General features: G+C 71.0%; 19 protein-coding genes. 7 read left to right on the forward strand and 12 right to left on the reverse strand.

The genetic code is table 11. The features are described from left to right. Nucleotides 1-52 precede the first annotated feature (52 nt). Together ACZ4TW_RS11700 and ACZ4TW_RS11705 are read right to left on the reverse strand one after the other, a co-directional pair. Nucleotides 53-889 (reverse strand): carbohydrate ABC transporter permease, encoded by an 837-nt coding sequence (locus ACZ4TW_RS11700; RefSeq protein ID WP_465542892.1) that lies wholly within the window; start codon nucleotides 887-889, stop codon nucleotides 53-55. A gap of 1 nt (nucleotide 890) precedes the next feature. Then, nucleotides 891-1,853 (reverse strand): carbohydrate ABC transporter permease, encoded by a 963-nt coding sequence (locus ACZ4TW_RS11705; RefSeq protein ID WP_465542893.1) that lies wholly within the window; start codon nucleotides 1,851-1,853, stop codon nucleotides 891-893. 188 nt (nucleotides 1,854-2,041) lie between these two features. Between ACZ4TW_RS11705 and ACZ4TW_RS11710 the strand changes: the two genes are divergently transcribed. The 3 genes from ACZ4TW_RS11710 to ACZ4TW_RS11720 all read left to right on the forward strand — a co-directional run bounded on the left by ACZ4TW_RS11710 (nucleotide 2,042) and on the right by ACZ4TW_RS11720 (nucleotide 8,607). Next, complete coding sequence (locus ACZ4TW_RS11710) at nucleotides 2,042-4,831, forward strand: alpha-L-rhamnosidase (RefSeq protein ID WP_465542894.1); 2,790 nt, start codon at nucleotides 2,042-2,044, stop codon at nucleotides 4,829-4,831. Between the two features lie 150 nt (nucleotides 4,832-4,981). Further along, nucleotides 4,982-6,286: an ABC transporter substrate-binding protein gene (locus tag ACZ4TW_RS11715; RefSeq protein WP_465542895.1), complete on the forward strand. Its 1,305-nt coding sequence runs from the start codon at nucleotides 4,982-4,984 to the stop codon at nucleotides 6,284-6,286. 89 nt (nucleotides 6,287-6,375) lie between these two features. Beyond that, on the forward strand, nucleotides 6,376-8,607 hold the full coding sequence (locus ACZ4TW_RS11720) for a glycoside hydrolase family 3 N-terminal domain-containing protein (protein WP_465542896.1): 2,232 nt from the start codon (nucleotides 6,376-6,378) through the stop codon (nucleotides 8,605-8,607). On the opposite strand, the gene ACZ4TW_RS11725 is transcribed toward ACZ4TW_RS11720, so the two are convergent. Further along, nucleotides 8,582-9,049 (reverse strand): MarR family winged helix-turn-helix transcriptional regulator, encoded by a 468-nt coding sequence (locus tag ACZ4TW_RS11725; protein ID WP_465542897.1) that lies wholly within the window; start codon nucleotides 9,047-9,049, stop codon nucleotides 8,582-8,584. The genes ACZ4TW_RS11720 and ACZ4TW_RS11725 overlap by 26 nt on opposite strands. A 21-nt stretch (nucleotides 9,050-9,070) precedes the next feature. On the opposite strand from ACZ4TW_RS11725, the gene ACZ4TW_RS11730 reads away from it, so the two are divergent. Next, a complete protein-coding gene (locus ACZ4TW_RS11730; protein WP_465542898.1) occupies nucleotides 9,071-9,364 on the forward strand; it encodes a hypothetical protein in 294 nt (97 codons plus the stop codon). On the opposite strand, the gene ACZ4TW_RS11735 is transcribed toward ACZ4TW_RS11730, so the two are convergent. From ACZ4TW_RS11735 to ACZ4TW_RS11775, 9 genes are all read right to left on the reverse strand, one after another. Further along, nucleotides 9,346-10,812, reverse strand: a complete 1,467-nt coding sequence (locus tag ACZ4TW_RS11735) for a family 43 glycosylhydrolase (protein ID WP_465542899.1) — start codon at nucleotides 10,810-10,812, stop codon at nucleotides 9,346-9,348. The two genes, ACZ4TW_RS11730 and ACZ4TW_RS11735, sit on opposite strands and share 19 nt — an antisense overlap. After that, entirely contained in the window at nucleotides 10,809-11,792 is a 984-nt protein-coding gene (locus ACZ4TW_RS11740; protein WP_465542900.1) for an alpha/beta hydrolase, read from the reverse strand. The genes ACZ4TW_RS11735 and ACZ4TW_RS11740 overlap by 4 nt, the downstream gene beginning before the upstream one ends. Next, a complete protein-coding gene (locus tag ACZ4TW_RS11745; protein ID WP_465542901.1) occupies nucleotides 11,789-12,250 on the reverse strand; it encodes a nuclear transport factor 2 family protein in 462 nt (153 codons plus the stop codon). The genes ACZ4TW_RS11740 and ACZ4TW_RS11745 overlap by 4 nt, the downstream gene beginning before the upstream one ends. Further along, a complete protein-coding gene (locus ACZ4TW_RS11750) occupies nucleotides 12,247-13,722 on the reverse strand; it encodes a C-glycoside deglycosidase beta subunit domain-containing protein (RefSeq protein ID WP_465542902.1) in 1,476 nt (491 codons plus the stop codon). Before ACZ4TW_RS11750 ends, ACZ4TW_RS11745 begins: the two co-directional genes overlap by 4 nt. A 48-nt stretch (nucleotides 13,723-13,770) precedes the next feature. Next, nucleotides 13,771-15,072 carry a C-glycoside deglycosidase beta subunit domain-containing protein gene (locus ACZ4TW_RS11755; RefSeq protein WP_465542903.1) on the reverse strand — a complete coding sequence of 434 codons (1,302 nt, stop codon included), beginning with the start codon at nucleotides 15,070-15,072 and terminating at the stop codon, nucleotides 13,771-13,773. Between the two features lie 32 nt (nucleotides 15,073-15,104). Further along, nucleotides 15,105-16,703, reverse strand: a complete 1,599-nt coding sequence (locus ACZ4TW_RS11760; RefSeq protein ID WP_465542904.1) for a GMC oxidoreductase — start codon at nucleotides 16,701-16,703, stop codon at nucleotides 15,105-15,107. Between the two features lie 20 nt (nucleotides 16,704-16,723). Next, a complete protein-coding gene (locus ACZ4TW_RS11765; protein ID WP_465542905.1) occupies nucleotides 16,724-18,217 on the reverse strand; it encodes an MDR family MFS transporter in 1,494 nt (497 codons plus the stop codon). Nucleotides 18,218-18,348: 131 nt separating this feature from the next. Beyond that, on the reverse strand, nucleotides 18,349-19,128 hold the full coding sequence (locus ACZ4TW_RS11770; RefSeq protein WP_465542906.1) for a hypothetical protein: 780 nt from the start codon (nucleotides 19,126-19,128) through the stop codon (nucleotides 18,349-18,351). Continuing rightward, a complete protein-coding gene (locus ACZ4TW_RS11775; RefSeq protein ID WP_465542907.1) occupies nucleotides 19,125-20,165 on the reverse strand; it encodes a Gfo/Idh/MocA family protein in 1,041 nt (346 codons plus the stop codon). Before ACZ4TW_RS11775 ends, ACZ4TW_RS11770 begins: the two co-directional genes overlap by 4 nt. Before the next feature lie 127 nt (nucleotides 20,166-20,292). Between ACZ4TW_RS11775 and ACZ4TW_RS11780 the strand changes: the two genes are divergently transcribed. From ACZ4TW_RS11780 to ACZ4TW_RS11790, 3 genes are all read left to right on the forward strand, one after another. After that, nucleotides 20,293-21,561 (forward strand): ROK family protein, encoded by a 1,269-nt coding sequence (locus ACZ4TW_RS11780; protein ID WP_465542908.1) that lies wholly within the window; start codon nucleotides 20,293-20,295, stop codon nucleotides 21,559-21,561. Nucleotides 21,562-21,632: 71 nt separating this feature from the next. After that, nucleotides 21,633-23,093 (forward strand): hypothetical protein, encoded by a 1,461-nt coding sequence (locus tag ACZ4TW_RS11785; protein WP_465542909.1) that lies wholly within the window; start codon nucleotides 21,633-21,635, stop codon nucleotides 23,091-23,093. Between the two features lie 61 nt (nucleotides 23,094-23,154). Beyond that, a complete protein-coding gene (locus ACZ4TW_RS11790; protein WP_465542910.1) occupies nucleotides 23,155-24,093 on the forward strand; it encodes a LysR family transcriptional regulator in 939 nt (312 codons plus the stop codon). The last annotated feature ends 6 nt before the right edge of the window (nucleotides 24,094-24,099 follow it).

Below are 24,099 nucleotides of genomic sequence, written 5' to 3' on the forward strand. Positions count from 1 at the left end.
TGCTCGACGATCCGGCCGTCCTCGAATCGGTGGGCGGTCCGCGTGCGGCGGATCAGCCCTTCAGGCCGCCCGCGAAGCCCTGGATGAAGCGCTTCTGGGCGAACATGTAGAAGGCGAGGATAGGGATCATCGAGATGATCACCACGGCGAAGATCTTGTTCCACGCAGAGACCAGGCCGCCGACGTAGGTGTACATCGCCACGGGCAGCGTCTGCGTCTCCGAGCCGCCGAGGAAGATCAGCGAGTTGAAGAAGTCGTTCCAGACGATCAGGCCCGCGAGGATCGCGACCGTGCCGGTGGCGGGCGACATGAGCGGCAGCACCACCCGGAAGAACGCCTGCGTCGGCGTGGCGCCGTCGATGACCGCCGCCTCCTCGTACTCGGTCGTGAGCCCGCGGAAGAAGCTCGCGTAGAGGAAGATCGACAGCGGCAGCAGGATGCCGATCCACAACAGGATCATGCCCAGCGCGTTGCCGGTCAGCCCCACCGTGCGGGCGCCGATGTAGAGCGGCACCGTGCCGAGCTGTGCGGGCAGGATGATCGCGATGAGCACCAGGTAGTACGTGAAGTTCGTCCACGCGCGGGTTCGGCGGGCGATCACGTAGGCCGTCAACGAGCCGAGCAGCACGAGTCCGGCGATCGCGCCGACCGTGATGATGACGCTGTTCACGATGCTCATCGGGATGCTGTTGCGGCCGGTCGAGGTGAGCACCTCGACGAAGGCGCTGAAGTCGACCGATGTGGGCGGGGCGACCGCACTGGTGGTCAGCACCTCCTGGTCGCTCTTCAGCGACGTGACGACGAGGAGGTAGAGCGGGAGCAGTCCGATCAGGGTCACGATCCAGACGAGCACCTCGCGGAACGCGGTGAGCTTGGTGTAGCGGAACATGTCAGGCCTTTCGGGCGTCGCGGTCGCGGGTGACGTACTGCTGGAGGATCGCGAACACGAGGATGATGACGGTCAGGACCAGCGCGAGCGCCGAGCCGAAGCCGAACTGCCCCAGCGAGAACGCCTGCTTGTAGACCTCGGTCGCCAGCGTCTCGGTCGCTCCGGCGGGACCGCCGCCGGTGAGCGCCAGGATCTGGTCGAAGATCCGCAGTCCCTGGATGATGCCGAGGGTGGTCGCGATCGCGATGGAGGGGCGGATGGCGGGGACGACGACGTGCCAGAAGCGGCCCCAGATCCCCGCGCCATCCAGGGCGGCGGCCTCCTCCACCTCGATGGGCACGCTTGCGAGGCCGGCGAGGTAGATCACCATGACGAAGCCGGTCTGCTGCCAGACGACGGTGATGAGGATGGCCCAGATCGACCAGGTCGGGTCGGCGAGCCAGACCTTCTGGAACTCCTCGAGGCCGATGAGCCCGAGGAAGCCGTTCAGCGGGCCGTCGAACTGGAAGATGAACTTCCACACGTACGCCACCGCCAGGGGGCTGAGCACGACGGGCATGAACAGCAGCGTCCGCAGGAGGTAGCGGGTCTTCAGCATGCGGTTGATGGCGAGCGCGTAGAGCAGGCCGAACACGTTCGTGAGGATCACGGAGCCGAACGCGAGGAAGAGGGTGTTCCACACCGCCCCGAGCAGGAGCGGGTCCTGGAAGATCCGCTCGAAGTTCTCCAGCCCGATGAAGTTCCAGTCGCCGAGGCCCGTCCAGTCGGTGAAGGCGAAGAACCCTCCCGTGAGGGTGGCGAGATAGTGCACCGCGATGACCAACGCGACGGCGGGCAGCGCCCACCACCAGTGGCCGAACTGGATCAGCGGCCGGCGTCCGCCGCGAGGCTTGGGCGGTGGCGTGTTCCGGGCGGCGGGCGGCACGGTGATGGTGCGGGTGCTGTCCTGCGTCGTCACAGTCATTTCGCTTCCTGACATCGTCGTCGCGGCGCCTCAGCGGATCGGGGCGCGTTACGGAAACTCTCCCACGCTTGTGTCGAAAACACACATTAGTTATCCCGATGGCGCGTATAAGTAGGGAGTACCTGAACGGCCGCTCGACCGGACATAGGGTGAAACCAGGTGCCATGAATCGATTCAAGGAGGTGTCGGTGACAAGCATCGTCGGTCTGCGCGTTGAGCACGTCGAGCGACCCCTCGGCGTGGGCACCGCCCGTCCCCGGTTCTCGTGGCAGCTCGTGTCGACCGGGTTCGACGTCGCGCAGGCGGCGTACGAGATCGAGGTCATGGAGACCGCCGGCTCCCGCGCGATCTGGCGCAGCGGCCGCGTGCCGTCGTCGCGCACCACCCTCGTGGAACACGGGGGCGACGACCTGCGGTCGACGACGAGGTACGCGTGGCGCGTGCGCGCCTGGCTCGACGAATCGAGCGATCCGACCGAATGGGCCCGGTCCGAGTTCGAGACGACCCTGCTCGGCGACGAACCGTGGAAGGCGCCGTGGATCGAACCCGCGCAGTCTCCCGTACGACCCGATGGAGCCTCGCGCTTCCACGAGCTGCACTCGCTCCGGATCGACACTCCGCCCGAGGATCGCCTGCTCCCGCCGCCGTACATCCGGCAGCGGTTCGACCTCGACGGTGACATCGCACGGGCCCGGCTCTACGCCACGGCGCACGGCATCTATCGGGCCGAGATCAACGGCTCGCCCGTCTCCGACGAGCTCTTCGCCCCCGGCAACGACAGCTACGACCGCCGACTCGCCGTGCAGGTCTACGACGTGACCGACCTCGTCGCTCGAGGCGAAAACGTCCTCGGCATGGTCCTCTCTGACGGATGGTACGCCGGGCGGGTCGGCATCCTCGGTTCAAGCCGCCACTACGGCGATCGCCTCCGGGCCACGTGGCAGCTTCGCGTGACCGACGCCGACGGCTCGACCCGCACGATCACCGCCGACGGCACCGCGGTGTGCTCGACTGACGGCCCACTCAGGTATGCCGACCTCGCCGTGGGCGAGCGCTTCGACGCCCGGATCGACTGGGCGGGTTGGAGCCGACCCGGGTTCGACGATTCGAAGTGGTCTCCGGTCGGGGTCGTGGAGCTGGAGCAGCCGCTCGTGCCGTTCGTCGGCGAGCCCGTCCGCCCCGTGCTGGAGCTGCCCGCGGTGGAGGTCCTCAGCACTCCCGCCGGCGAGACGGTCGTCGATTTCGGGCAGGTCATCGCGGGCGTGGTGCGCTTCCGGGTCCGCGGCCCTCGGGGCACCGTCGTGCGCCTCGAGCACTCGGAGGTGCTCGACCGGCACGGCGACTTCCTCATGAACATCGTGGGCCCGAACAAGGACCAGACGGATGTCTACGTCCTGGCCGGCCTGGACGGAGGCGAGACCTGGGCGCCGACGTTCACCTTCCACGGCTTCCGGTATGTCCGGCTCACCGGATTCCCCGACGACGTCCGGCCCGACGACTTCACGGCCGTCGTGACCTCGTCCGACCTCCGCGTCATCGGCGACTTCAGCTGCTCGGACGATCGGCTGAATCGGCTCCACCAGAACGTGCTCTGGAGCCAACGGGGCAACTTCCTCTCGATCCCGACCGACTGCCCGCAGCGTGAGCGCTACGGCTGGACCGGCGACATGCAGGTCTTCGCGCCCACCGCGGCGACCAACATGGCGGTCGCCCCGTTCCTCACCCGATGGCTCGCGAACGTCCGCGCCGACCAGCTCGACGACGGGCGGATCACCAACATCTCCCCCGACCCGCCGTCCCTTCGATTCATCGCCGACGGACCTCCGCCGAGCTACGACGACCCCATCATGCTGCTCGCCTCGTCGGCGGGCTGGGGGGACGCGATCGCCATCGTGCCGCAGGTGCTCTACGAGCACTTCGACGACGTGCGCGTGCTCGAGGAGAACTACCCCGCGATGGTGGCGTGGGCGGAATACCAGATCCGAAGCGCCGAGCGCGGACTCCCGCCGCGGCTCATGGGCGTCGACCTGGATCCGGACCGCCTCGAACGGCAGCACTACCTCTGGAACAACGAGCCGAACTTCGGCGACTGGCTCGCACCGAGCACGCTCAGGGGCCCGGACGGCGACCAGATCAACGCCCCGCGCCGGACCGGCGAGGTGGTCGGGTCGCTGTACCACGGGCACCTGCTCGACCGGATGTCACGCATCGCGACCGCCCTCGGCGAGACGGCCGATGCGGAGCGGTTCGCGACGCGTGCCGACGGCGTGCGGCGGGCGTTCGCGGCGGAGTACCTCGACGCGGACGGCCGGATCCCCGGCGACCTGCAGGGACCCTACGTGCTCGCGCTGGCATTCGGGTTCGTGCCCGACGATCTCGTGCCCGTCGTCGCCGCGAACTTGGTCGACCTCATCCACGCCGCCGACGACCACCTCGACACGGGCTTCCTCTCCGTGCCGCATCTGCTCGACGTCCTCTGGGACACCGGGCACCGGGAACTGGCGCGGGCCATCCTGTTCGAGGACACGGCACCGTCGTGGCTGTACGAGGTGAAGCAGGGCGCCACGACGATCTGGGAGGGCTGGGAGGCGATCCGACCCGACGGCACGGTCACGGAGCTCTCGTTCAACCACTACGCGTTCGGCTGCGTGGACGACTGGATGTACCGCCGCCTGGGCGGGCTGCAGCTCGTCGAGCCCGGGTATCGGCGATCGCGCATCGAGCCGGACCTCGACTGCGGCCTCTCGTCGGTTTCGGCGAGCATCGAGACGCCCCACGGTCGCCTCGCCTCGTCGTGGGAGCGTTCCGAGGAGGGCCGGGCGCGGCTCCACGTCGTCGTGCCGCCGAACACCAGGGCGACCGTGGTGCTCCCCGCCCGCTCCAGCGACGTCCGGTTGGTGCGCGCGGGTGCGACAGGGCGGGCCGGCAGCGAGATCGAGTTGGGGTCGGGCGAGGCGTGGTTCGAGTTCGTCCTGTGAACACGCCTCGTCACCGGATCAGCGGGACTATTGCCCCACATAACCGATACTAATGTCAGAATCGTGCGAATGTGTGTCAGGCTGGATTCCACGGCCGAGCGCCGTGCCAGCCCCCAGAGCTGGCGACAACGACGTCACGAAAGGGTCGAAATGCCACAGCACGCACCGCACCCCGCAGCCAAGCTCCGGTGGTCGCTCCTCGCCGCACCGGTCGCCGGTGCCCTGGTCCTCGCCGGCTGCGCCGGCGGCGGCGACGCCGACGAGGGAGGCGACTCCGCCGGCGGCTCCGCCGACAGCTTCTCCGTCATGGTCGCCCAAGCCAACGACCAGGACACGGCGTACCAGCAGCTCATCGACCAGTACGCCGAGGAGACCGGCGTCGAGGTCGAGGTCATCCCTTACCCCTCCGACGCGTACAACACGCAGGTCACCACGCAGCTGCAGGGCGGGAACGCCGCCGACGCGATGATCCTCTCGCCCGGCACCGGCCAGCCCATCTCGGTCATCACGCTCGCCGAGGCCGGCTTCCTCGAGCCGCTCGACGACACGTCCGCGGGCATCATCCCCGAGGGCACCGAGTCGCTGTACGAGGTCGACGGCGAGGTCTACGCGCAGCCCACCTCGCTGCAGCCGGTCGGCCTGGTCTACAACCCGGCCGCCGCCGAGGAGGTCGGCATCGACGAGTTCCCGGCGACGTACGAGGACCTGCTCGAGGCCTGCGCCACGGCTCGCGATGGCGGCAAGAGCTTCCTGGTGATCGCCGGGTCCGTCCCGTTCAACACCGGCCTGTTCTCGCAGATCCTCTCCGCGACCCGCGTCTACGAGGAGACCCCCGACTGGAACGAGCAGCGCGCTGAGGGCGACGTCACCTTCGCCGACAGCGGATGGCGCGACGCGCTCGAGGACTTCGTCGAGCTGAACGAGGCGGGCTGCTTCCAGGACGGCGCCGCGGGCGGCACGTTCGACAACATCACGAACGGCATCGGCGGCGGCACCGCGCTCAGCGCGCCCGTTCCCGGCTCGGCGGCGAACTCGATCAACGCCGGCGCCGGCCTCGAGACCGACGTCCGCGCCTTCCCGCCGGCCGACGGCCAGGGCGAGTACACGCTGGCCTCGGCGAACTACGCGTGGGCGATCAACGCGTCCTCCGACGATGACGTGAAGGCCGCCGTGCAGGAGTTCCTCGACTGGGCCGCCGAGCCCGAACAGGCGAAGGCCTTCGCCGACCTCTTCGGTGCGGTGCCGATCAACGGTGCGGCCACCGACGAGCTCCTGCCGATCTACCAGCCGATCGGCGGCCTGCTGGAGTCGGGTGCCTTCACGGGTCTCCCGAACGCGACCTGGCCGAACCCGGCGGTGTACGACGCGCTCGGCGCGGGCGTGCAGGGCCTGCTCACCGGCCAGACCACGGTCGACGGCATCCTCGAGGAGATGGACGCCGCCTGGGATCAGTGACCTGACCGCACCATCCCACCACTGACGGATCGCCGCTCGGGGCCTCGCGCCCCGGGCGGCGATCCGCGTCTCGTACCGAAGGAGACCCGATGTCCCCGAGCCCGCGCGTGCGCGCCCTCCTCGACCAGCTGACCTGGGCCGAGAAGCTCGGTCAGCTCCAGATCGTGTTCCGCCCCGCGCTGCAGGACGCGGTGCAGCTGGTGCGCGACGGCGTCGGCTCGATCTTCTGGCCGCGGTCGGCCGCCGCGACGAACGCGCTGCAGCGGGTCGCCGTCGAGGAGACTCGGCTCGGGATCCCCCTGCTCGTCGGGCTCGACGTCATCCACGGGCAGCGCACCATCGCACCCGTCCCGCTCGCGCAGGCCGCGAGCTTCGATCCGGCGATGGTGCAGGAGCTCGCGCACCTGGCCGCCGAGGAGGCGCGGTCTGGCGGCGCGAACTGGACGTTCTCCCCCATGCTCGACGTCTCGCGCGACCCGCGCTGGGGCCGCGCGGTCGAGGGGTTCGGCGAGGACGTGCACCTGACCGCCGAGCTGGGCCGCGCGATGGTGCGCGGCTACCAGGGCGACTCGCTCGCGGCGCCCGACGCCATCGCGGCGACCGCGAAGCACTACGTCGCGTACGGGCAGCCCGAGGGCGGTCGCGACTACGACGCGGCGGATGTCTCGGAGCACCGCCTGCGCAACGTGCACCTCGAGCCGTTCCGTGCCGTGGTCGAGGCGGACGCGGCATCCGTCATGGTCTCGTTCAACACGGTGGCCGGACGCCCCATGCACGCGAACCGGCGGCTGCTGACCGGGGTGCTGAAGGAGGAGTGGGGCTTCGACGGGGTCGTGGTCGGCGATGCCGACGGCGTGCGCAACCTGGTCCCCCACGGCGTCGCCGCCGACCTCGCCGACGCGGTGCGGCTGGCCTTCGCCGCCGGCCTCGACGTCGAGATGGGCGGGGCGCCCGGCGACGTCGACCAGTCCGAGCTCACGCCTGGCCGCCTCGACCCGGCGCGCATCGACGACGCGGTCGCTCGCGTGCTCGCGGTCAAGGAGAGGCTCGGGCTGTTCGACGATCCGTATGTCCGAGAGGCCGACGAGATCGTCGAGCCCTCCGATGCGGGCCGGCGGATGGTCCGGGATGCCGCTGCGCGCGCCTGCGTCCTGCTGAAGAACGACGGCACCCTGCCGCTGCGCGAGCCCCGACGCGTGCTCCTGACCGGGCCGTACGCCGAATCGACCGACCACCTCGGCGCGTGGACGCAGTCGTTCGCCGCGCCGGCGCGCAGCATCGCCGGCGAGTTCCGCGAACGGCGGCCGGACACCGACGTGCGGGTCGTCCCGGGCGTCGGCTTCCTCGACGACGACGCGTCGGGCATCGCCGAGGCGGCGGCGGCCGCCCGCGACGTCGACGTGGTGCTCGTCTGCGTCGGTGAACCGAGTTCACTGTCCGGCGAGGCGGCCTCGCGCAGCGACCTCCGATTGCCCGGGCGCCAGGCCGACCTGATCCGCGCGATCGCCGCGACGGGCACGCCGTTCGCGGTGGTGCTCGAGAACGGCCGCCCGCTCGTCGTCGCGGACTGGGTCGATGTGGCGCCGAGCGTGCTCGAGGCATGGCACGGCGGCACCGAGGCATCCGCTGCGATCGTCGACGTGCTGCTGGGTGACGCCGACCCTTCCGGACGCCTGCCGATGTCGTTCCCGCGCTCGGTCGGCCAGGTGCCCGTGTACTACGCGCACGAGCGCACGGGCCGGCCGGCGACCGTCCGCGGCACCCTCACCGAGACGGCGGCGGATGTCGGCCTGCACGGCCCCGACAACGTGCACGAGAAGTACACGTCGAAGTACCTCGACCTCGAGCTCGGCCCGCAGTTCGCGTTCGGCCACGGCTCGGGGTATGCGACGTTCACGCACGGGCTCCCTCGGCCGGACCGCGGCGAGATCTCGCTCGGCGACCCGTATCGGGGGCTCCGCGTCACCGTCGAGGTCGACGTGACGAACACCTCCGACCGCCGCGGCGACGAGGTGGTGCTCGTGTTCCTCGAGGACGTGGTCGCGAGCATCGCCCCGCCCGTCCGCCGGCTCGTCGCATTCGAGCGGCGCACGCTCGACTCAGGCGAGACGACGACCTTCTCGTTCGAGCTCGGCGAGCGCGATCTCGGCTTCTGGGAGACGGATGGCGCGGACGCGCGCTTCGTCGTCGAGCCCGGTCTCTTCCGGCTCCATGTGGGCTCGTCGCTCGAACGTACCCAGGCGCTCGACGTGCGCGTGACGGAATCGCGCGCAGCGTCGCCCCTGAAGGACGAAGCTACTCGCCGTCGGCCGGCGGGGTGATGCGCTGCAGGATCGAGCTGAGCCGGGCGTGCAGGTCGGTGAGCTCGTCGAGGTCGACGCCGAGCGCTTCGACCACCTGCATGGGCACGGCTCGCGCGTCCTGGCGCAGGGCGTCGCCGCGCGGGGTCAGCCGCAGGGCGAGTTGACGCTCATCCTGAGCCGATCGCTCGCGCCTCACGAACCCCGCGGCTTCGAGGCGCTTCACCAGCGGCGAAAGGGTGGCCGGCTCGAGACGGAGCACCGTCGCGATCTCCTTCAGCGACCGCGGCTCGCGCTCCCAGAGCGTGAGCATGACGAGGTACTGCGGGTGCGTCAGGCCGAGCGGCTCGAGGATCGGCTTGTAGGCGCCGATGACCGACCGAGACGTCACGGCCAGCGCGAAGCACAACTGCCGTTCGAGCAAGAGGAGGTCGTCGACCTCGGTCTCAGCAATACCGCTCATATAGTTAGTATACTAATCATCATGGCACGAAGGAATGGTGAGCGCTCCGGCGATCCGCTGAACCCGTTCGTGGGCAAGCGCGGGTTCTTCAACCGGCTCAACCGCGTCGTCTACACGTTCACGGGTCCGGCCCAGGTGGGGATCGGGCGGCCCGAGGCGCCGTACGAGCCCCCGGCCGACCCGCGCTGCCCGATCTGCGGCAACCCTATGGCCCAGCACCGCGTCGATCGATCAGGAGAGCGCACGCAGCTCTACTGCCCCGCGCCGGCCGAGGCGAGTGTCGGCGAGGGGGCGGATCAGCCCAGCGGCCGGTAGCGCAGCCCCCGGAAGCGCACCTCGCCGTCACCCGACGAGTACACGGCCGGACGCAGACTCAGCAGATCGCCCATCGTATTGGCGTGGTAGCCCGACGTCTCGTATCGGATGCCGTGACGCACCCAGTCCCCGCCGGGCAGTGCGTACCACGACGTGACGACATGCTCCTCGTTGCGGATGCGCAGGCGCAGGCGCCGGGTCGCCGGCGCCGGTTCGCGCCAGTGCGTGCGGTGACCGCCCGAGTAGCTCAGCATCCGCTCCCCGTCGATGCCCATCCCGCAGAAGAGCCGGTCGTTGAAGAACAGGAGCAGTCCTCCTTCGACCGATCCCGCTCCGAGCTCCAGGTCGACCTCGATCTCGTAGGAGTGGTCGCCGGTCACCAGGCACAGCGGTGACGTGTCGGCCGGGCCGGCGCCCTTCGCCCGCAGCACGACGGCCTCGTCGTCGACCCGCAGCCGGTCCGCCTCGCCGTGGGACGGCGCGTGGAACGCCAACCGGTCGCCGAGCCGGAACGCCCCGGCGTCGAGCTCGAACCCCTCCGACGGGCGCTGCGGTGCGGCCTCCGCGGGCGCGGGCTGCGGCGCTCCGATGTCGCCGGCGACCGCCATGGGCCAGCCATCGTCGGTCCAGTCGATCGGCTCGAGCAGCACCTGCCGGCCGAGGGTGCGGAAGCCGTGCTCGTAGCCGTGCGAGAGCATCCACCAGTCATCGCCCGGCCCGCGCAGTATCGTCGCGTGGCCGCGCGACCACCAGCGCTCCGCGGGGTCCTCGGTGCGGGCGATCGGGTTGCCGGGGTGGTTCTCCCATGGGCCGTGCACCGAACGCGATCGCGCCACGATCACCATGTGTCCGGTGGGCGGGCCCGAGGTGCCGCCCACGGCGCTGACGAGGTAGAACCACTCGCGGCGACGGAACAGCTTCGGCCCCTCGAGGGCGTACGCCTCGGTGACCCACTCGTCGGGGTAGCGCCATCCGTCGTACACCTGCTCGAGGTCGCCGACCGTCGCGAGGCCGTCGTCCGTGAGCTGCACCATCCGGATGCCGTTGACCAGGAGGTAGCGCCTGCCGTCCTCGCCGACGATGTGGCCCGGGTCGATGGCGCCGCGGATGCCGAGGTCGATCGGTTCGGACCACGGCCCCCGCATCGACGGCGCGTGGATCACGAAGATCGACGGCTCCGTCAGCTCCGACCACGGCGTCGGAATGAACGGGATGTAGATGAAGAACCGGCCGTCGTGCTCGGCGATGTCGACGGCGAACGTGCTGCCGAGCGGTTCGGGCAGCGCCGAGCCCTCGTAGGTCCAGTTCACGAGGTCGGTCGACCGGTACAGCGGCAGCCCGGGCGCCGATTCGAACGACGAGTAGGTCATCCAGTACTCGTCGCGGACGCGGATCACCGACGGGTCGGGGCGGTCGCCCGCCAGCACCGGGTTGGTGAAGGTGATCATCGGCTCGATTCCGGTTCGCGGATGTCGCGGCCGACCCACTCGGCGATGGCCTCGATCGTGCGCAGCGCGCCCTCGTCGCCGGGCTGGTCGATGTGCCCGTGCCGTGCGGCGGCCTCGACGCGGAGCTCGACGTCGACACGGGCATGGGCGAGCGTCGCGGCGAACCGCTCCCCCGACGGCCGCAGCTCGTCGAGCTCGCACACCACGATGAGCGTCGGCGGGAACCCGTGCCCGTCGCCGAGGCCGGCGAACGCGTGCGGGTCGGCGAGCGCCGCCTCAGTGCCGGCGTAGTTCAGGGCGAGCCGGCCGTGCGGCGAGGAGGCGTCGACGGAGCCGGACGCCTCCGGACCGTTCGGGTGCAGGACCGGGTAGACCAGCACGAGCCCGGCGGGCAGCGGCTCCCCCGCGTCGCGCAGCCGGGTGACGGCGCCGGCCGTGAGCGCGCCGCCCGCGCTGGCCCCGCCGAGCACGAGCGACCCGGGCGTCACGCCGACGAGGTCGGCCGCGGCATCCGTCACGAAGCGCCACGCGGCGAGCACGTCGTCGGACGGCACGGGGAAGTGGACGTCGCCCAGGCACTTCGCGTAGTCGACCGAGACGACCGGGATGCCGCGGGCCGCGAGCTCGCGCGCGACCCAGTTCGACTCGGGCATGTCGAGGTGGCCGCCGATGAACGCGCCGCCGTGCACCCAGACGAGGGCGCGGCCGGTCGGCATCACCTCGGGGTCGCGGTACACCCGGATGGGAACCGGGCCGTGCGAGCCGCGCACGACCCGGTCGACGGCCTCGACGCTCCCCAGACGCGGGAAGCGCCGCACGAGCGAGGCGGTGTCGATGTCGGATCGCGGGTCGGCCGGCTCGCCGTGCTCGGCGAGCCAGCGGATGGCGTCCGCCACCGGCATCCGCCGGAAGTCGGGCAGGCCGGCACGGTCGGTTTGCAGGGCGGCGTCGGTCACGGCGATCTCCTCGGTTCCGGTCATCGGAGGGGCGTGCGTCCCTTGGCGCTCGCCGCGCGCTCGGCGTCGGCGAGGATCTCGCTGTCGAAATACTCCTGCTGCAGGATCACCCTGCCGTCCCGTACCCGGATGACGTGGATGAACGACTGCGGGTACGGCTCGCCGAGGAAGGTGGCTTCGGGCACCATGCGGCTCGTCACGAAGAACAGCTCGGGGTCCTCCGCCGAGTGGATCACGAGGTCGCGGTGCCCGCAGTCGGCGAACATGCCCGAGTTGTTCACCGTGTTCGCGACGATCTCGTCGCGGCCCTCCCAGCGGGTCTTCGGCAATCCCTTCGGGGCGAAGGGCAGTTCCTTCACACCATCCGGATGCCACAGGGCGAGCCGTTCCTCGGGACGGTGCAAGTTCGACGCGAAGAACGCCTCGACCACGGCCCGGTTGGCCGCGCGCAGGTCGGCGACGGATGCCTCGGAGGCGCTCATGCCGGCTGCACCGCCCGCATGCTCGCGCGGACGAGGTCGTGCTGGCGACGCACGAGCAGCAGCGGGTCGACCTCGCCGAGCTCGGCGAAGGCGTGACCCTCCCACTCGCTCGACCAGTAGCCGCGGTAGCCGCCCTCGACGAAGACGCGCACCAGTTCGGGGTAGTCGATCGCCGGCTCCTGGCCCTGCTCGTCGATGTCGTAGAACTTCGCATGCACGTGCAGGATCTGCGGCATGATGTCGGCCCACTCGCGCGGGTCGACGTGGCCGTGCATGTTGAAGGCGAGGTGCGCGAAGGAGCCCAGGCGGCCCGGGTCGAAGTCGCGGCCGCGGAGGTAGCCGATGAACTCCTCCTGGCGCTCGCGGATCGGGGCGTCGGTCGCCCAGATCGCCTGCAGGCGGTCGACCGCTTCGTCGTCGAGCCCGGCACGGCGCACGGCGCGCAGCAGCGTCGGCGACATCGAGTGCATGGTGGACGAGAAGTCGGCGACGAACCCCAGCAGCGGCGAGTCGAGCTCGGCGTAGGTCTCCCGCACCTTCAGGATCGGCTCGGCGTTCGGGCCCATGGGCGCGTGGATCTCGTAGCCGAGCTTCAGGCCCAGCTCCTCGGCGACGGGCAGCAGTCGACGCAGCAGCTCGGGCTTCGCGCTCTGGATGCGCACGAGCGGGAAGCCGAGCTTCGCCGCGCCGCGGAAGAGCGTCTCGCTGAACGCGAACTCCTCGTCGGGCGTCATGTCGCGGTCGCGCCGCCGCCCCATGTCGAGGTTCGCGCCGAACGAGCTCGCGTCGAAGCCGTGCCGGTCGAACGCATCGCGCCACGTGCGCACGAACTCGTCGGAGACGACCGGGTAGGTGGGCAGCACCTGCGAGGCGACGATCTCGATGCCCGGGCCGATGCCGAGCTCGGCGACGCGGTCGAGCAGCCCGTCGAAGTCGTACCACCCGGCGCGGAACTCGGCGCTCGCGGAGTAGAGCGTGAGGCCGAGCTTGAACGGGTCGGCGTCCGTCGCGGGCGGCGGCGGAGCGACATCCGTCACCACCGCCGGCGCCGGCGCATCGCGGTCGGTGGCCGTCAGGTTCAGCGACTGCCGCACGACGTTCGGCACGTAGATGCCGGGCGCGGGGTCGGCGCCGGGCGCGATCTGCATGTACGGCAGGCGCAGCTCGCCGAAGATCTCGACCTCGTGCGTCGCGCCGAGCGCGACCGGCTCCGGGCGCTTCGCGATGAGCAGCGGGTGCGCCTGCAGGTACCAGAGCACCTCGCTCTGCTGCGGCAGCTCGTCGAGCGCGTACCGCACCCCGTCGAGCTCGAACGCGAGATCCTCCCGCGCGACCTCGACGCCGTCGACCGTCAGCCGCAGCGTCGACACCGACGAGAGCCAGAGGCTGCGGTACCACGGCAGCGTGAGCGAGAGCGCGAGGCCCTCGGGGTGGGTGCGCAGGCTGTCGGCCTGGATGAGTCCGTTCGGCATGGTTCGTGTCCTGTCGTGCTGGGTATGTCGTGAAGCGGATGCCGCGGCTCAGAGCCCCGCGGCGATGCGGCGGATGAGGGAGTGCTGGCGGCGCACCTGCTCGATCGAGCGCCACGGCTCGCGCTCGCCCTCGTACTCGCTCGAGAGGTACCCGGCGTAGCCCGCGTCCTTCAGCGCGCGGAGCACCGGCTCCCACGGGATCTGCTGGTCCTCGAGGTGCTCGTCGATGTCGTGGAACTTGGCCTGGATGAACACGACGTACTTCGCGATATCGGCGACGTCGGCGGGGTCGACGCCGATGCCGTCGAGGAATGCCGGGCGCTGGCCGGGCAGCTCGCCGGGCCGGAGCGGGATCGGGCGGTCCTGGAAGATGCCGGTGTCGAGCAGCAGTCCGAAGTGCTTGGTGCCGGTGCGCTCGATGAGGTCGATGTAGTCGTCGACGACCGGGTGCTTGATCGGCGTCGGCGAGTGGATCTCGGGGCAGATCACGACGTCGAGCTCGGCCGCGAGGTCGAGCGAGCGCTCGACCGACTCGGTCCAGATCGGGTCGGGCACGAGGTCGCTCGAGACGACGCCGATCTTGGGCCGGACGAACCGGAAGCCGAGGCGCTTCGCGAGCCGCAGGTCGCGCTGCAGCATCCCTGCGCCCTCCTCGGCGGTCAGCCGCCGGGCGTTCGGGCCGCTCGAGTGGAGCCGCGTGTCGATCCACGAGCCGTAGTTCGTCGGCTCGAGCCCGTACCGGTCGAGCAACGCGAACCACCCGTCGATCCAGTCGGTCGTCGGCTCCGGGTAACCGGCGATGTGGCCCTCGCCGAGGATCTCGACGCCGGTCGCGCCGACGTCGGCGACGTGCGCGAGCGCGGTTTCGAGATCGAGCACCGTGCCGTAGTCGGTCATGTAGCTGTAGAGCGAGACGCCGTACTTGAAGGGTCCGCCGTCGCCATCCGATGAGAGCGTGATGTGCCGAGCGACCCGGTAGGTGCTCGGCTGGTGCTCCTCGGGGATGTACGACATCCGGAGGCGCAGCTCGATCGACACCTCGTGCGTGCCATCCGGAAGTCCGCCCTCGAGCGGCACCGTGACGACGGCGGCCTCCTCGAGCGGCCACCTGACGCCGTCGGCGTCCCAGAGCTCCGCGAGCGTGTAGGTGCGGCCGCCGAAGGTCCATCGCGGCACCTCCGGGCCGACGTCGACCAGGTCGCTCACGCGCACCGCGATGCCGTCGATGAGCGAGGCGGCCATGCCGCGGTACGACGGCATGCGCACGCGGAACTGGAAGCCGGTGACCCGGTCGCCCTCGCGGACGTTCCGGAATCCGGTGGACTGGATGAGGTCTCTCTCGAGCAGCATCGTCGAACTCTCTGTCTGGTCGGTGCCGGCGGTCAGGCGGTGGTGACGGATGCCGCGGTGCGGGCCGAGAGCTCCTCGACGGCCTTGCGCGCTCCGCGTACCGCGATCGCGACGCTCATGAGCGTCGGGTTCATGGTGGTCGGCGTGGGGATGAGCGCGTTGCCGCCGACGACGAGGCCCTCGACGCCCCAGACGCGCGACCACGGGTCGGCGACGGAGGTGCCGTCGTCGGCCGCGCCCATGCGCATGGTGCCCTGGTAGTGCAGGCTCGAGCCGTTCGGCATGAGCCGCGGCTCGGCGACGAAGGTGCCGAGTGCGTCGCCGGCGCGACGCAGCCGCTCGGTCGCCGCCTCGATCTCGGCGTTCTCACGGTCGGTGAGGGCGTACTCGATCGTCATGTTGGGGAAGCCGCGGTAGTCGAGCTCGGCGTCGTCGAACGTCACCGCATCCTCGTAGCGCGGGAACTTGCGCATGCCGTACCCCATGTTCACGTAGCCCCAGCGGTTTCCGGCGTGCGGGTGCTCGGGGTCGAGCTGGAAGGGCGGGTTCTCGGCGTACATGACCTGCAGCGAGTACGTGTGGCCGGGCTCCGAGAACGGGATGCGGTTCACGGCGGCGACCGGGTCGGCCGCGTTCGTCGCGCGACGCGCGAGCTCGCCGTCGAGCTGCTCCTCGGTGGCGAACCGGCTCATCTTCTGCGGGTCGAGCGCAACCGTGGAGATCACGACCGGGTGCTCGGTGAGGTAGTGGCCGAGCGCGGCCGGGCGGATGCCGGAGGCCCAGAGCAACTGGGGCGAACGGAACGCGTCGGCGGCCACGACCACGAGGTCGGCCGGCACGAACGAGGTCTCCTTCGTGCGGAGGTCTTCGATCGTGACGCCGGTGACACGGTCGCCGTCGTGTTCGATACGGCGCACGAGCGTGAGGTCGCGCAGCTCGAAGCGGTCGGCGAGCGGGTTGTCCGGCTCGATGAGGGGCCCGAGCACGGCGTCGGCACCGGCCCAGCGCATCGTGCCGTCGGGCTGCGGGTCGCCCGCCACGGGCAGCGTGCTGGGGCCGTAGCCCTCGGGCAGTTCGCCGTTGAACTCCTCCGAGAGCAGCGAGCGGATGGCGCGACCGACCGACGAGTCGGCGAACGCGGCGCTCTGCTTGTGCAGGAGGTCTTCGGCGGTCTCGATCAGGTCGTCCCACTCGTCGTCGGCGATGAAGTCGACCTTCTCGCTGAAGGCGGGCCGCGGGATGGCGCAGGTCCAGTGCGCGCCCTGTCCGCCGACGTTGGTCGCGCCGGCGGCGGCGGGGAAGGTCGGCGCGTGCGCCGATCCTTCACCGCCGAAGTCGAAGAGGTGCGTACCCTGGCGCGCGGTGAACATGCCCTCGACGACCGTGGCGGCGGGGATGCCGAGCGACTCGCGGTGGTCGCCGGCCTGGGGGCCCTGCGACATCTCGCGGGCGCGCGCCTTCTCGTCGGGATCGGCGATGTTGCGGACGCTCTCGCCGGGGCGGTCGGTCAGCTGCGGGCCCGCCTCGAACATGATCACGCGCGCGTCGGGGAGGCCCTCGATGAGCAGACGGGCGTAGGCGGAGCCGATCGGTCCGCTGCCGACGACGGCGATGGTGGGGTGGTGCGACATGTGGGTCTCCTCTTCGAGTCTCACGCGGTGAGGGGTTCGGTTGCGGGTTCGGTGGGGGCCGGCGCCGGCTCGTCCGAGAGCCGGCCGGGCGGGAGCAGGATGGCGGCGACGATGCCGATCGCGTACGTGATGGCGAGTGCCGCGAAGACGGGCACGAAGACGTCGCCGTAGATCTGGGCGACCTCGGCCTGCACGGCGGGCGCCGACCCGTGCACGACGCTCGGGGTCGTCGAGGAGGCCTCGAGGGAGGCCGGGAGTCGTGCCGCGACGCCGGCGCCGATGACACCGCCGATGACCGCGGTGCCGAGGGTCGAGCCCATCTGCCGGACGAGGTTCGTGGTCGCGGTGATCGTGCCGGTCTCGTTGCGCGGCACGGCGCCCTGGACGACGGCGATGACGAGGCTCATGAACGATCCGGTGCCGATGCCGACGGCGAACATCACGACCATCGGCACCCAGAGCGGCAGGCCGACGGGCAGCAGCGCCATCACGAGCAGGCCGGCAGCCGCAAGGCTCGTGCCGAAGATCGTGTAGCCGCGGTAGCGGCCGGTGCGGCTGGCGAGCCATCCGGTGCCGAGGTTGGACAGCAGCATGCCGAACACGGTGGCGATGGGAACGAAGCCCGACACCGTGGCGCTCGTGCGGTAGGCCATCTGGAAGTAGGTGGGCAGGTACGCCGTGACGGAGAACAGCCCGATGCCGATGACCGCCGACAGCGCGATGCCCGCGGCGACGGTGCGGTCGGCGAAGTATCCGAGCGGCACGATGGGCTCGGGCGCGCGCAGCTCGATGAGGAAGAACGCGGCGAGCGCGAGGATGCCGAAGGCGAACGCGACGACCGCGGCGAGCGCCGACGCGGTATCGCCGACCCAGGTCACCCCGAGCACGAGGGCGACCAGCGCGACCGTGAACGTGACGGCGCCGGGGATGTCGAAGCGGCGCGGCGTGGTCTCGACATGCGGGACGGCGAACACGGCGAGCGCGAGCGCGACGAGTCCGAAGGGAAGGTTGATCCAGAACACCCACGACCATCCCAGGTAGTCGGTGATGAGTCCGCCGAGCACCGGCCCGACGAGGATGGCGATCGGGAACGCCGCGCCGATGATGCTCATGTAGCGCGGCCGCTGGCGTGGCGTGGTCACGTGAGCGACGATCGTCTGCGACATCAACTGGATGCCGGCGGAACTCATGCCCTGCGCGACCCGTGCGACCACGAGCTGCGCCATGTCCTGCGCGAACCCGCAGGCGAGCGATGCCGCGAGGAAGACGACGACGGACGTGAGGAAGACCAGCCTCGGCCCCACGAGGTCGCCGAGCTTGCCGAGCACGGGCAGGAGCACGGTGCTCGCGAGCGTGTAGCCGACGACGACCCAGCTCATGTGCTCGAGCGCGCCGAGCTCGCCGGCCACGGTCGCGAGCGAGGTGGCCACGATGGTGTGGTCGAGCGCGCCGAGGAAGGCGACGGTGAGGAGCGAGGCGACGAGAAGGCGAAGCCGGAGAGGTGAGAGCGACATTCGTTGGTGCCCGAACGATCGGGCCGTCGACGCGACCGGTTGTGCCCTCGCTCGCAACCTCACGACGAGGATCGGACCCCTGAGGATCCCGACGTCATGTCGATTCTAGACGATCTTTAGTTCGAAATCAACTAAAGCGCCGGGAGCGCGGGGGACGTGACCGCGAGTGAGACCGATGCGACGGCGTCATGACGCAGCTCGCCCAAGTCGTGGATCTCGGACCGCGCCACCGCGACGTCGATGGCGCGTCGCAGGGCAGCACGCGACGCGGACTCGTGGAGCGACGGCGAGATCAGCATCCCCCGCGACGTGCTCGTCGAGAGCTGCCGGCGCCCGATCGGCTCGTCGATCTCGAGCTCCGTCGTCGTCTCGCCGAGCGCACGCACGCGCAGCATCGCGCCGCCGGCGGTCGTCGCGGTCGCGATCAGCGACCCGGCCGGGTGGACTCCGCCGGCGGGACGCAGGAGCGCGGCGCCCTCGCTCGCGGCGACCTCCATCGGCCCCCCGGCGAACACGCGCAGCCACCCGATCGCGTCGCGCGTGAGCGCGGAGAGGTCGGCCGGTTCGGCGCGGCACTCGGCGACGAGCACGCGCGGCGTCGCGTCGTCGCGCGCAGCGATCGCCTGCGCCACGAGGTCGTGTCGGAGCCGCGGGCGGTCGACCAGCACTGGAACGCCCGCGCCATCGAGCGCATCGATCTCCTCGACCGGCGTGCGGACCGGGTCGGCGACCAGCACGGCGCGAGCGCCGCCCGCGACGGCCTCCGCCGCGGCATCCCACCACCGACCGGCGCCGTCGACCACGACGATCGCGTCGCGCGGTTCGGCCGTCGCCCTGACGTGATGCGGCAGGGCGGCGACGGCGACGCGGTACTCTGCCAGTGCCCCGGCGACGTGGACGCGCGCGGTCATCCTCCGGCTCTTCGTCGCACCGCGGCGGCCGCCGCGTCGGCGAGCTCGATCGCGTACAGCGCGTCGTCGAGGATCTCGTGGTACTCGATCGTCGCCACGCCGTCGAGCAGCTCGGCGAGCGCGCGCCACTCGCCGAGGTACCCGTCCTCCGGGCTGCGCGGGTAGGTCGTGGTGCGAAGCTCGCCGCTGCGCACGCGCACCTCGGCGCTTCCCGTGTGCACGAACGCCGGTGGGAACTCCACGTCGACGCGGTCGGTCGACGTGTCGATCGCGATCCGCCACACGGGATCGGGACCGTCGGGGACCATGACGGCCACCAGGAGCACGGGGATGCCGCTCGCCCGGAACCCGATGGCGTACCCGATCGGCGCGACCGGCACGGCGAAGTCGACGCCCTCGAGGTCGGGGGCCAGGTCGCGGACGGCAGGGAGGTCGTGGACCGCGAGCCCGAGCACCAGTTGCCGGATGACACCGGCGGCGACCTCGGGATCGGCGAGGTCGGGTGCACCACGCCCGGGCGCCCCGGCCGTCGAGAGCTCGGTCACCGCGGAATGGAATCGTCCGTTCGGCGGCAGGGCGACCGTGGCCGAGATCGCACGGACCTCGGAGCGCAGCGAGACGAGGTGGTGCTTGGCGCGGCTCCACGCGGGGTCGTACAGGTGGTTCGTCGCGACGACGAGCGGGATGCCCGCGGTGCGGCACGCCTCGACGATCGCGCGGGCGTCCTCGGCGTCCGTCGCGAGCGGCTTCTCGCACAGGATGGCGCGCGCGCCGGCGTCGATGCTCTCGCGGACGTGGCGAGCGTGCTCGGCGGGCGGGCTGCAGATCGCCACGACCTCGACCGCCGGATCCGCGAGGAGCCGGGCGGTGCCGCTCGAGGCGGCGGCGCCGGTACGGGCGGCGAGCTCGGCCGCGCGGCCGGACCCGGCGTCGGCGACGTGCGCGACCCGGAACCGATCGCCGAGCCGGTCGAGGGTCGGCAGGTGCAGCGCCGAGACCCCGGGTCCCGCGCCGATCACGCCGACACCCCACGTCATCCGATTCCCCCTTCTCGCTCGCGGCTGTTGCCACTTTGACCTCGACTATACAAAAGTTCGCTCGACTTCTGTCTAATTCGCCTCGAAACGGCCGGTTCGGACGAGTCGTTGTGTCAGAATTCAGTGCATGACACGCGAGTCCACGCTGCGCTTCGGCGCCCAGACCGACGAGGTCACGAGCCTCCTGCGGATCGTGAACCTGGTCCGCACCGGGGAGGCCACCACCCGGCCCGAGATCGGCCGACTCACGGGCCTCGGGCGGGGCGTCGTGACCCAGCGCGTCGACCAGGCGATCGACATGGGCTTCCTCGCCGACGGCGACTTCGGTCCCTCGTCGGGCGGCCGCGCGCCGCGCACCCTGCGGTTCCGCTCGGAACGGGGGCGCATCATCGTCTGCGCCTTCGGGGCGCTCCACATCCGCGTCGGCATCGCCTCGCTCGACGGCGACATCATCGACGATCGCCACATCGGATGGGACATCGCGCGAGGCCCCGCCGAGACCATCGACAGCGCGCTCGCGATGCTCGACGACATCCTCGCGCAGCACGAGGACGTCCCGGTGTGGGGCGTCGCGGTGGGCATCCCCGGCCCGGTCGACTTCGACAGCGGCCGACCCGTCGCGCCCCCGATCATGCCCGGATGGAACGGCTTCGACATGCGCCGGCGCTTCGAGGAGCGCTTCGACGCACCGGTCTGGGTCGACAACGACGTGAACCTCCTCGCGTTCAGCGAGCGCTCGCGCCGACCCGACGAGCGCCTCGACCTCATCTTCTTCAAGGTCGGCACGGGCATCGGCGCCGGGCTGCTCTCGCAGGGGCGGATCCACCGCGGCGCGAACGGCGCCGCAGGCGACGTCGGCCACGTGCGGGTGCGCGACTCGGATTCGGCGTGCCGCTGCGGCAAGGTCGGCTGCCTCGAAGCGGAGGCCGGCGGGTGGGCCCTCGTCCGCGACGCCGAACACGCGGTCGCAGAGGGCGCGACCGGAGCGCTCGCCAACCTGGTCGCGGAGGGCACCACGCTCACGCCGCAGCTCATCGCGATGTCGGCCATGAACGGCGACGCGCTCGCGATCTCGCTCATCCAACGCTCGGCTCGCCTGGTCGGCGAGTCGATCGCCGCACTCGTCAACATGTTCAACCCGGCCGTCATCGTCGTCGGCGGTGCGGTGTCGTCGGCCGGCGAGGTGTTCCTCGCCGAGGTGCGCCAGCGCGTCTACGAGCTGTCGCTACCGCTCGCCACGCGCGACCTCGCCATCGTCCGCTCGCTCGGTGACGAGCGGGAGCCGTTGCGCGGTGGCGCCGAGATGGTGCGCGAGCAGCTGTTCGAGGCGACGTTCCCCCGCTGGTTCGCCGAGGGGCGGCCGCTCGTCCGCGACGTCATGCCCGCAGCATCCTGATCACTTCTTCCTTTTTCTGACATAAGGGCGTATCTTTCAGTCTCAACGAGACACGAAGGAGTGCGCCGCACATGAGCCTGCCCATCCTGCTCGACGACGCGCTGGACCGCACCGCTGACGGGTTCGCGCTGCGCCTCAGCCTCCCGTGGATCCGATCCCTGCCGGTGTCGAGCGTCTCCGGACTCGAGGTGTGGGTCGACGGCGCGGCGGTCGAGGACCTCCGCGTTCGGCCCGACGGCGAATGGTGGTTCCTCCAGGACCGACTCGTCGTCGCGGCTGACGGTCGCCTGGAACCCGGGTCGCACGAGGTCGCGGTGTCGTTCCGCCTCGCCATTCCCTATCTGCCGGCCGGGCCCGATGCGCCGCTCACGCTGCCGTTCCACGCCGAGCGCACGCTGGTCGCGGATGCCGCGGGCGAGCAGGCGCGGGAGGCGAGTGCAGACCCCTTCGCTGGTCGAGGAGCGCGAAGCGCGTCTCGAGAACCGCGACGTCCTCGAGACCTCCCCGCCGGCTGGACGCTCGCCGCGAGCGCCTTCAACTGGACCCCTGACGTCGTGCGCGCCGAACGGCGCGCGGCCGACATCGCCGCGGATGTCGTGCGCGACGGCGTGGCCCCGGTCATCGAGATCGAGCCCGGACAGATGTGGCGCGGCTTCCCGGTACCGACCGACGCCGAGGTCGACGCGTTCCGCGCCGAGCTCGAGGCGGCCGGCGGCAGGGTGAGCATCGTCGGTGCGAGCCTCGACGACTGGAGGGCGGACGGCCGGCGACGCGCTGACGATGAGCGCCTCGCGTTCCTGCTGCCCCAACTGCGCGCTGCGCGGCGCGTCGGCGCGACCGGTGTCCGCCTCCCGATCGGGCAGGCGGGGTCTCCCCTGCTCGCCCGGCTCGTGCCCGTGCTGCACGCGCTCGACCTCGTGCTCTTCGAAGAGGCGCAGGGGCGCCAGACCCCCGCCGATCCCGACACGACGCGCGCACTCGACGCGATCGCAACGCTCGACGACCCGCACGTGCGCGTGCTCGTCGACTGCAGCATGCTCATGCCGGCACTGCCCAGAACCTACATCGAGGCGCTGGACGCGGCCGGCCTCGACCGGTCGCTCGTCGATCGCGTCGTCGCGGGATGGCGCGACCCCGAGACCGTGAGCGTGCTCGTGTCGGCGCTCCGCGCCGGCGAGGTGCCGCCGCACGCGCACGCGCTGTTCATGGACATGCTGGTGCGCTTCGGTCGCTCGGATGCCGCGGTCGTGCGCGACATCCTCCCGCTCATCGGCGCGTTCCACCTCAAGTTCTGGGACCTCGACGACGCCGACGGACGCGTGTCGCACCCCATCCGCGACCTCGGTGCCGTGCTCGCCGGCTCGGACTTCGCGGGCACGCTGTGCAGCGAGTGGGGCGGCCATGAATGGCTCGATGCGGATGCCACGGAGATGACGCGCAGCCACCTGACGCTCGCTGCGGATGCGCTCGCGGCGGGTGCTGCGTCGGCTCGCAGGGATCACGATCGCGCATCACGCGTCGCGATGCCCTAGCAGCAAGGATAGATGCGGTGGATAGACTGGGGTTCCGACCCCAGCGAAGGATCACAGCGACGTGTCCGACTCACAGCCACCGCTCTCACGGCTCGACCTGAACCTGCTCGTCTCGCTCGACGCGCTGCTGACCGAGCGGAGCGTGACGCGCGCCGCCGAGCGTCTGCATCTCAGCCAGCCGGCGCTCAGCGCCTCGCTCTCGCGACTCCGCACGCACTTCAACGACCCCATCCTCGCCCGCACCGGCAACACCTACGAGCTCACCCCGCTCGCGTCACGCCTGGCCGAGCACACGGCGGCCGCGCTCGACGCCGCTCGCCGCGTGTTCGAGAGCTCGGCCGAGTGGGATCCGAGCCAGTCGACGCGCGAGTTCGCGATCTACGGCTCCGACTACAGTGTCGCGACCACCGGCCGACGGGTCGCGGCGCTCGCCGCCGAGCGAGCCCCCGGCGTGCGATTCCGCTTCATGATGCACAACCCGCAGATCGTCGAGGACGCCGTGAACCGGCTCCGCAGCGCCGACGCGCTGCTCATGCCGCACGGCTTCCTCACCGACCTCCCGTTCACCGACCTGTGGACCGACCGGTGGGTGGTCCTCGCATCCGAGACGAACGACGCGATCGCCGACGAGGTCACGCTCGAGAACGTCGCGGACCGCCCCTGGGTCTTCACCTACCAATCGCGGTCGGCGTTCACGTCGGCGACCCGGCAGATCCAGCAGCTCGGCATCGAGCCCCGGGTCGAGGCGGTCGTCGAGAGCTTCCTGCTGCTGCCCATGTTCGTCGCCGGAACCGACAAGCTGGCCCTCATCCAGGCGAGCCTCGCCGGCTACGCCCGCGACGCGGCCGGCGTGCGCGTGTTCGAGCCGCCGTTCGACGCGACGCCGATCCACAACGCGATGTGGTGGCATCCGGTGCACCGCCGCGACCCCGAGCACGAGTGGTTGCGCGGACTGTTCGTCGAGGCGTCGGCGGAGCTGGGCGAAGCGTCGGCGGCCTGACGCTCG

The organism is Agromyces sp. NPDC029043, from assembly GCF_055564615.1.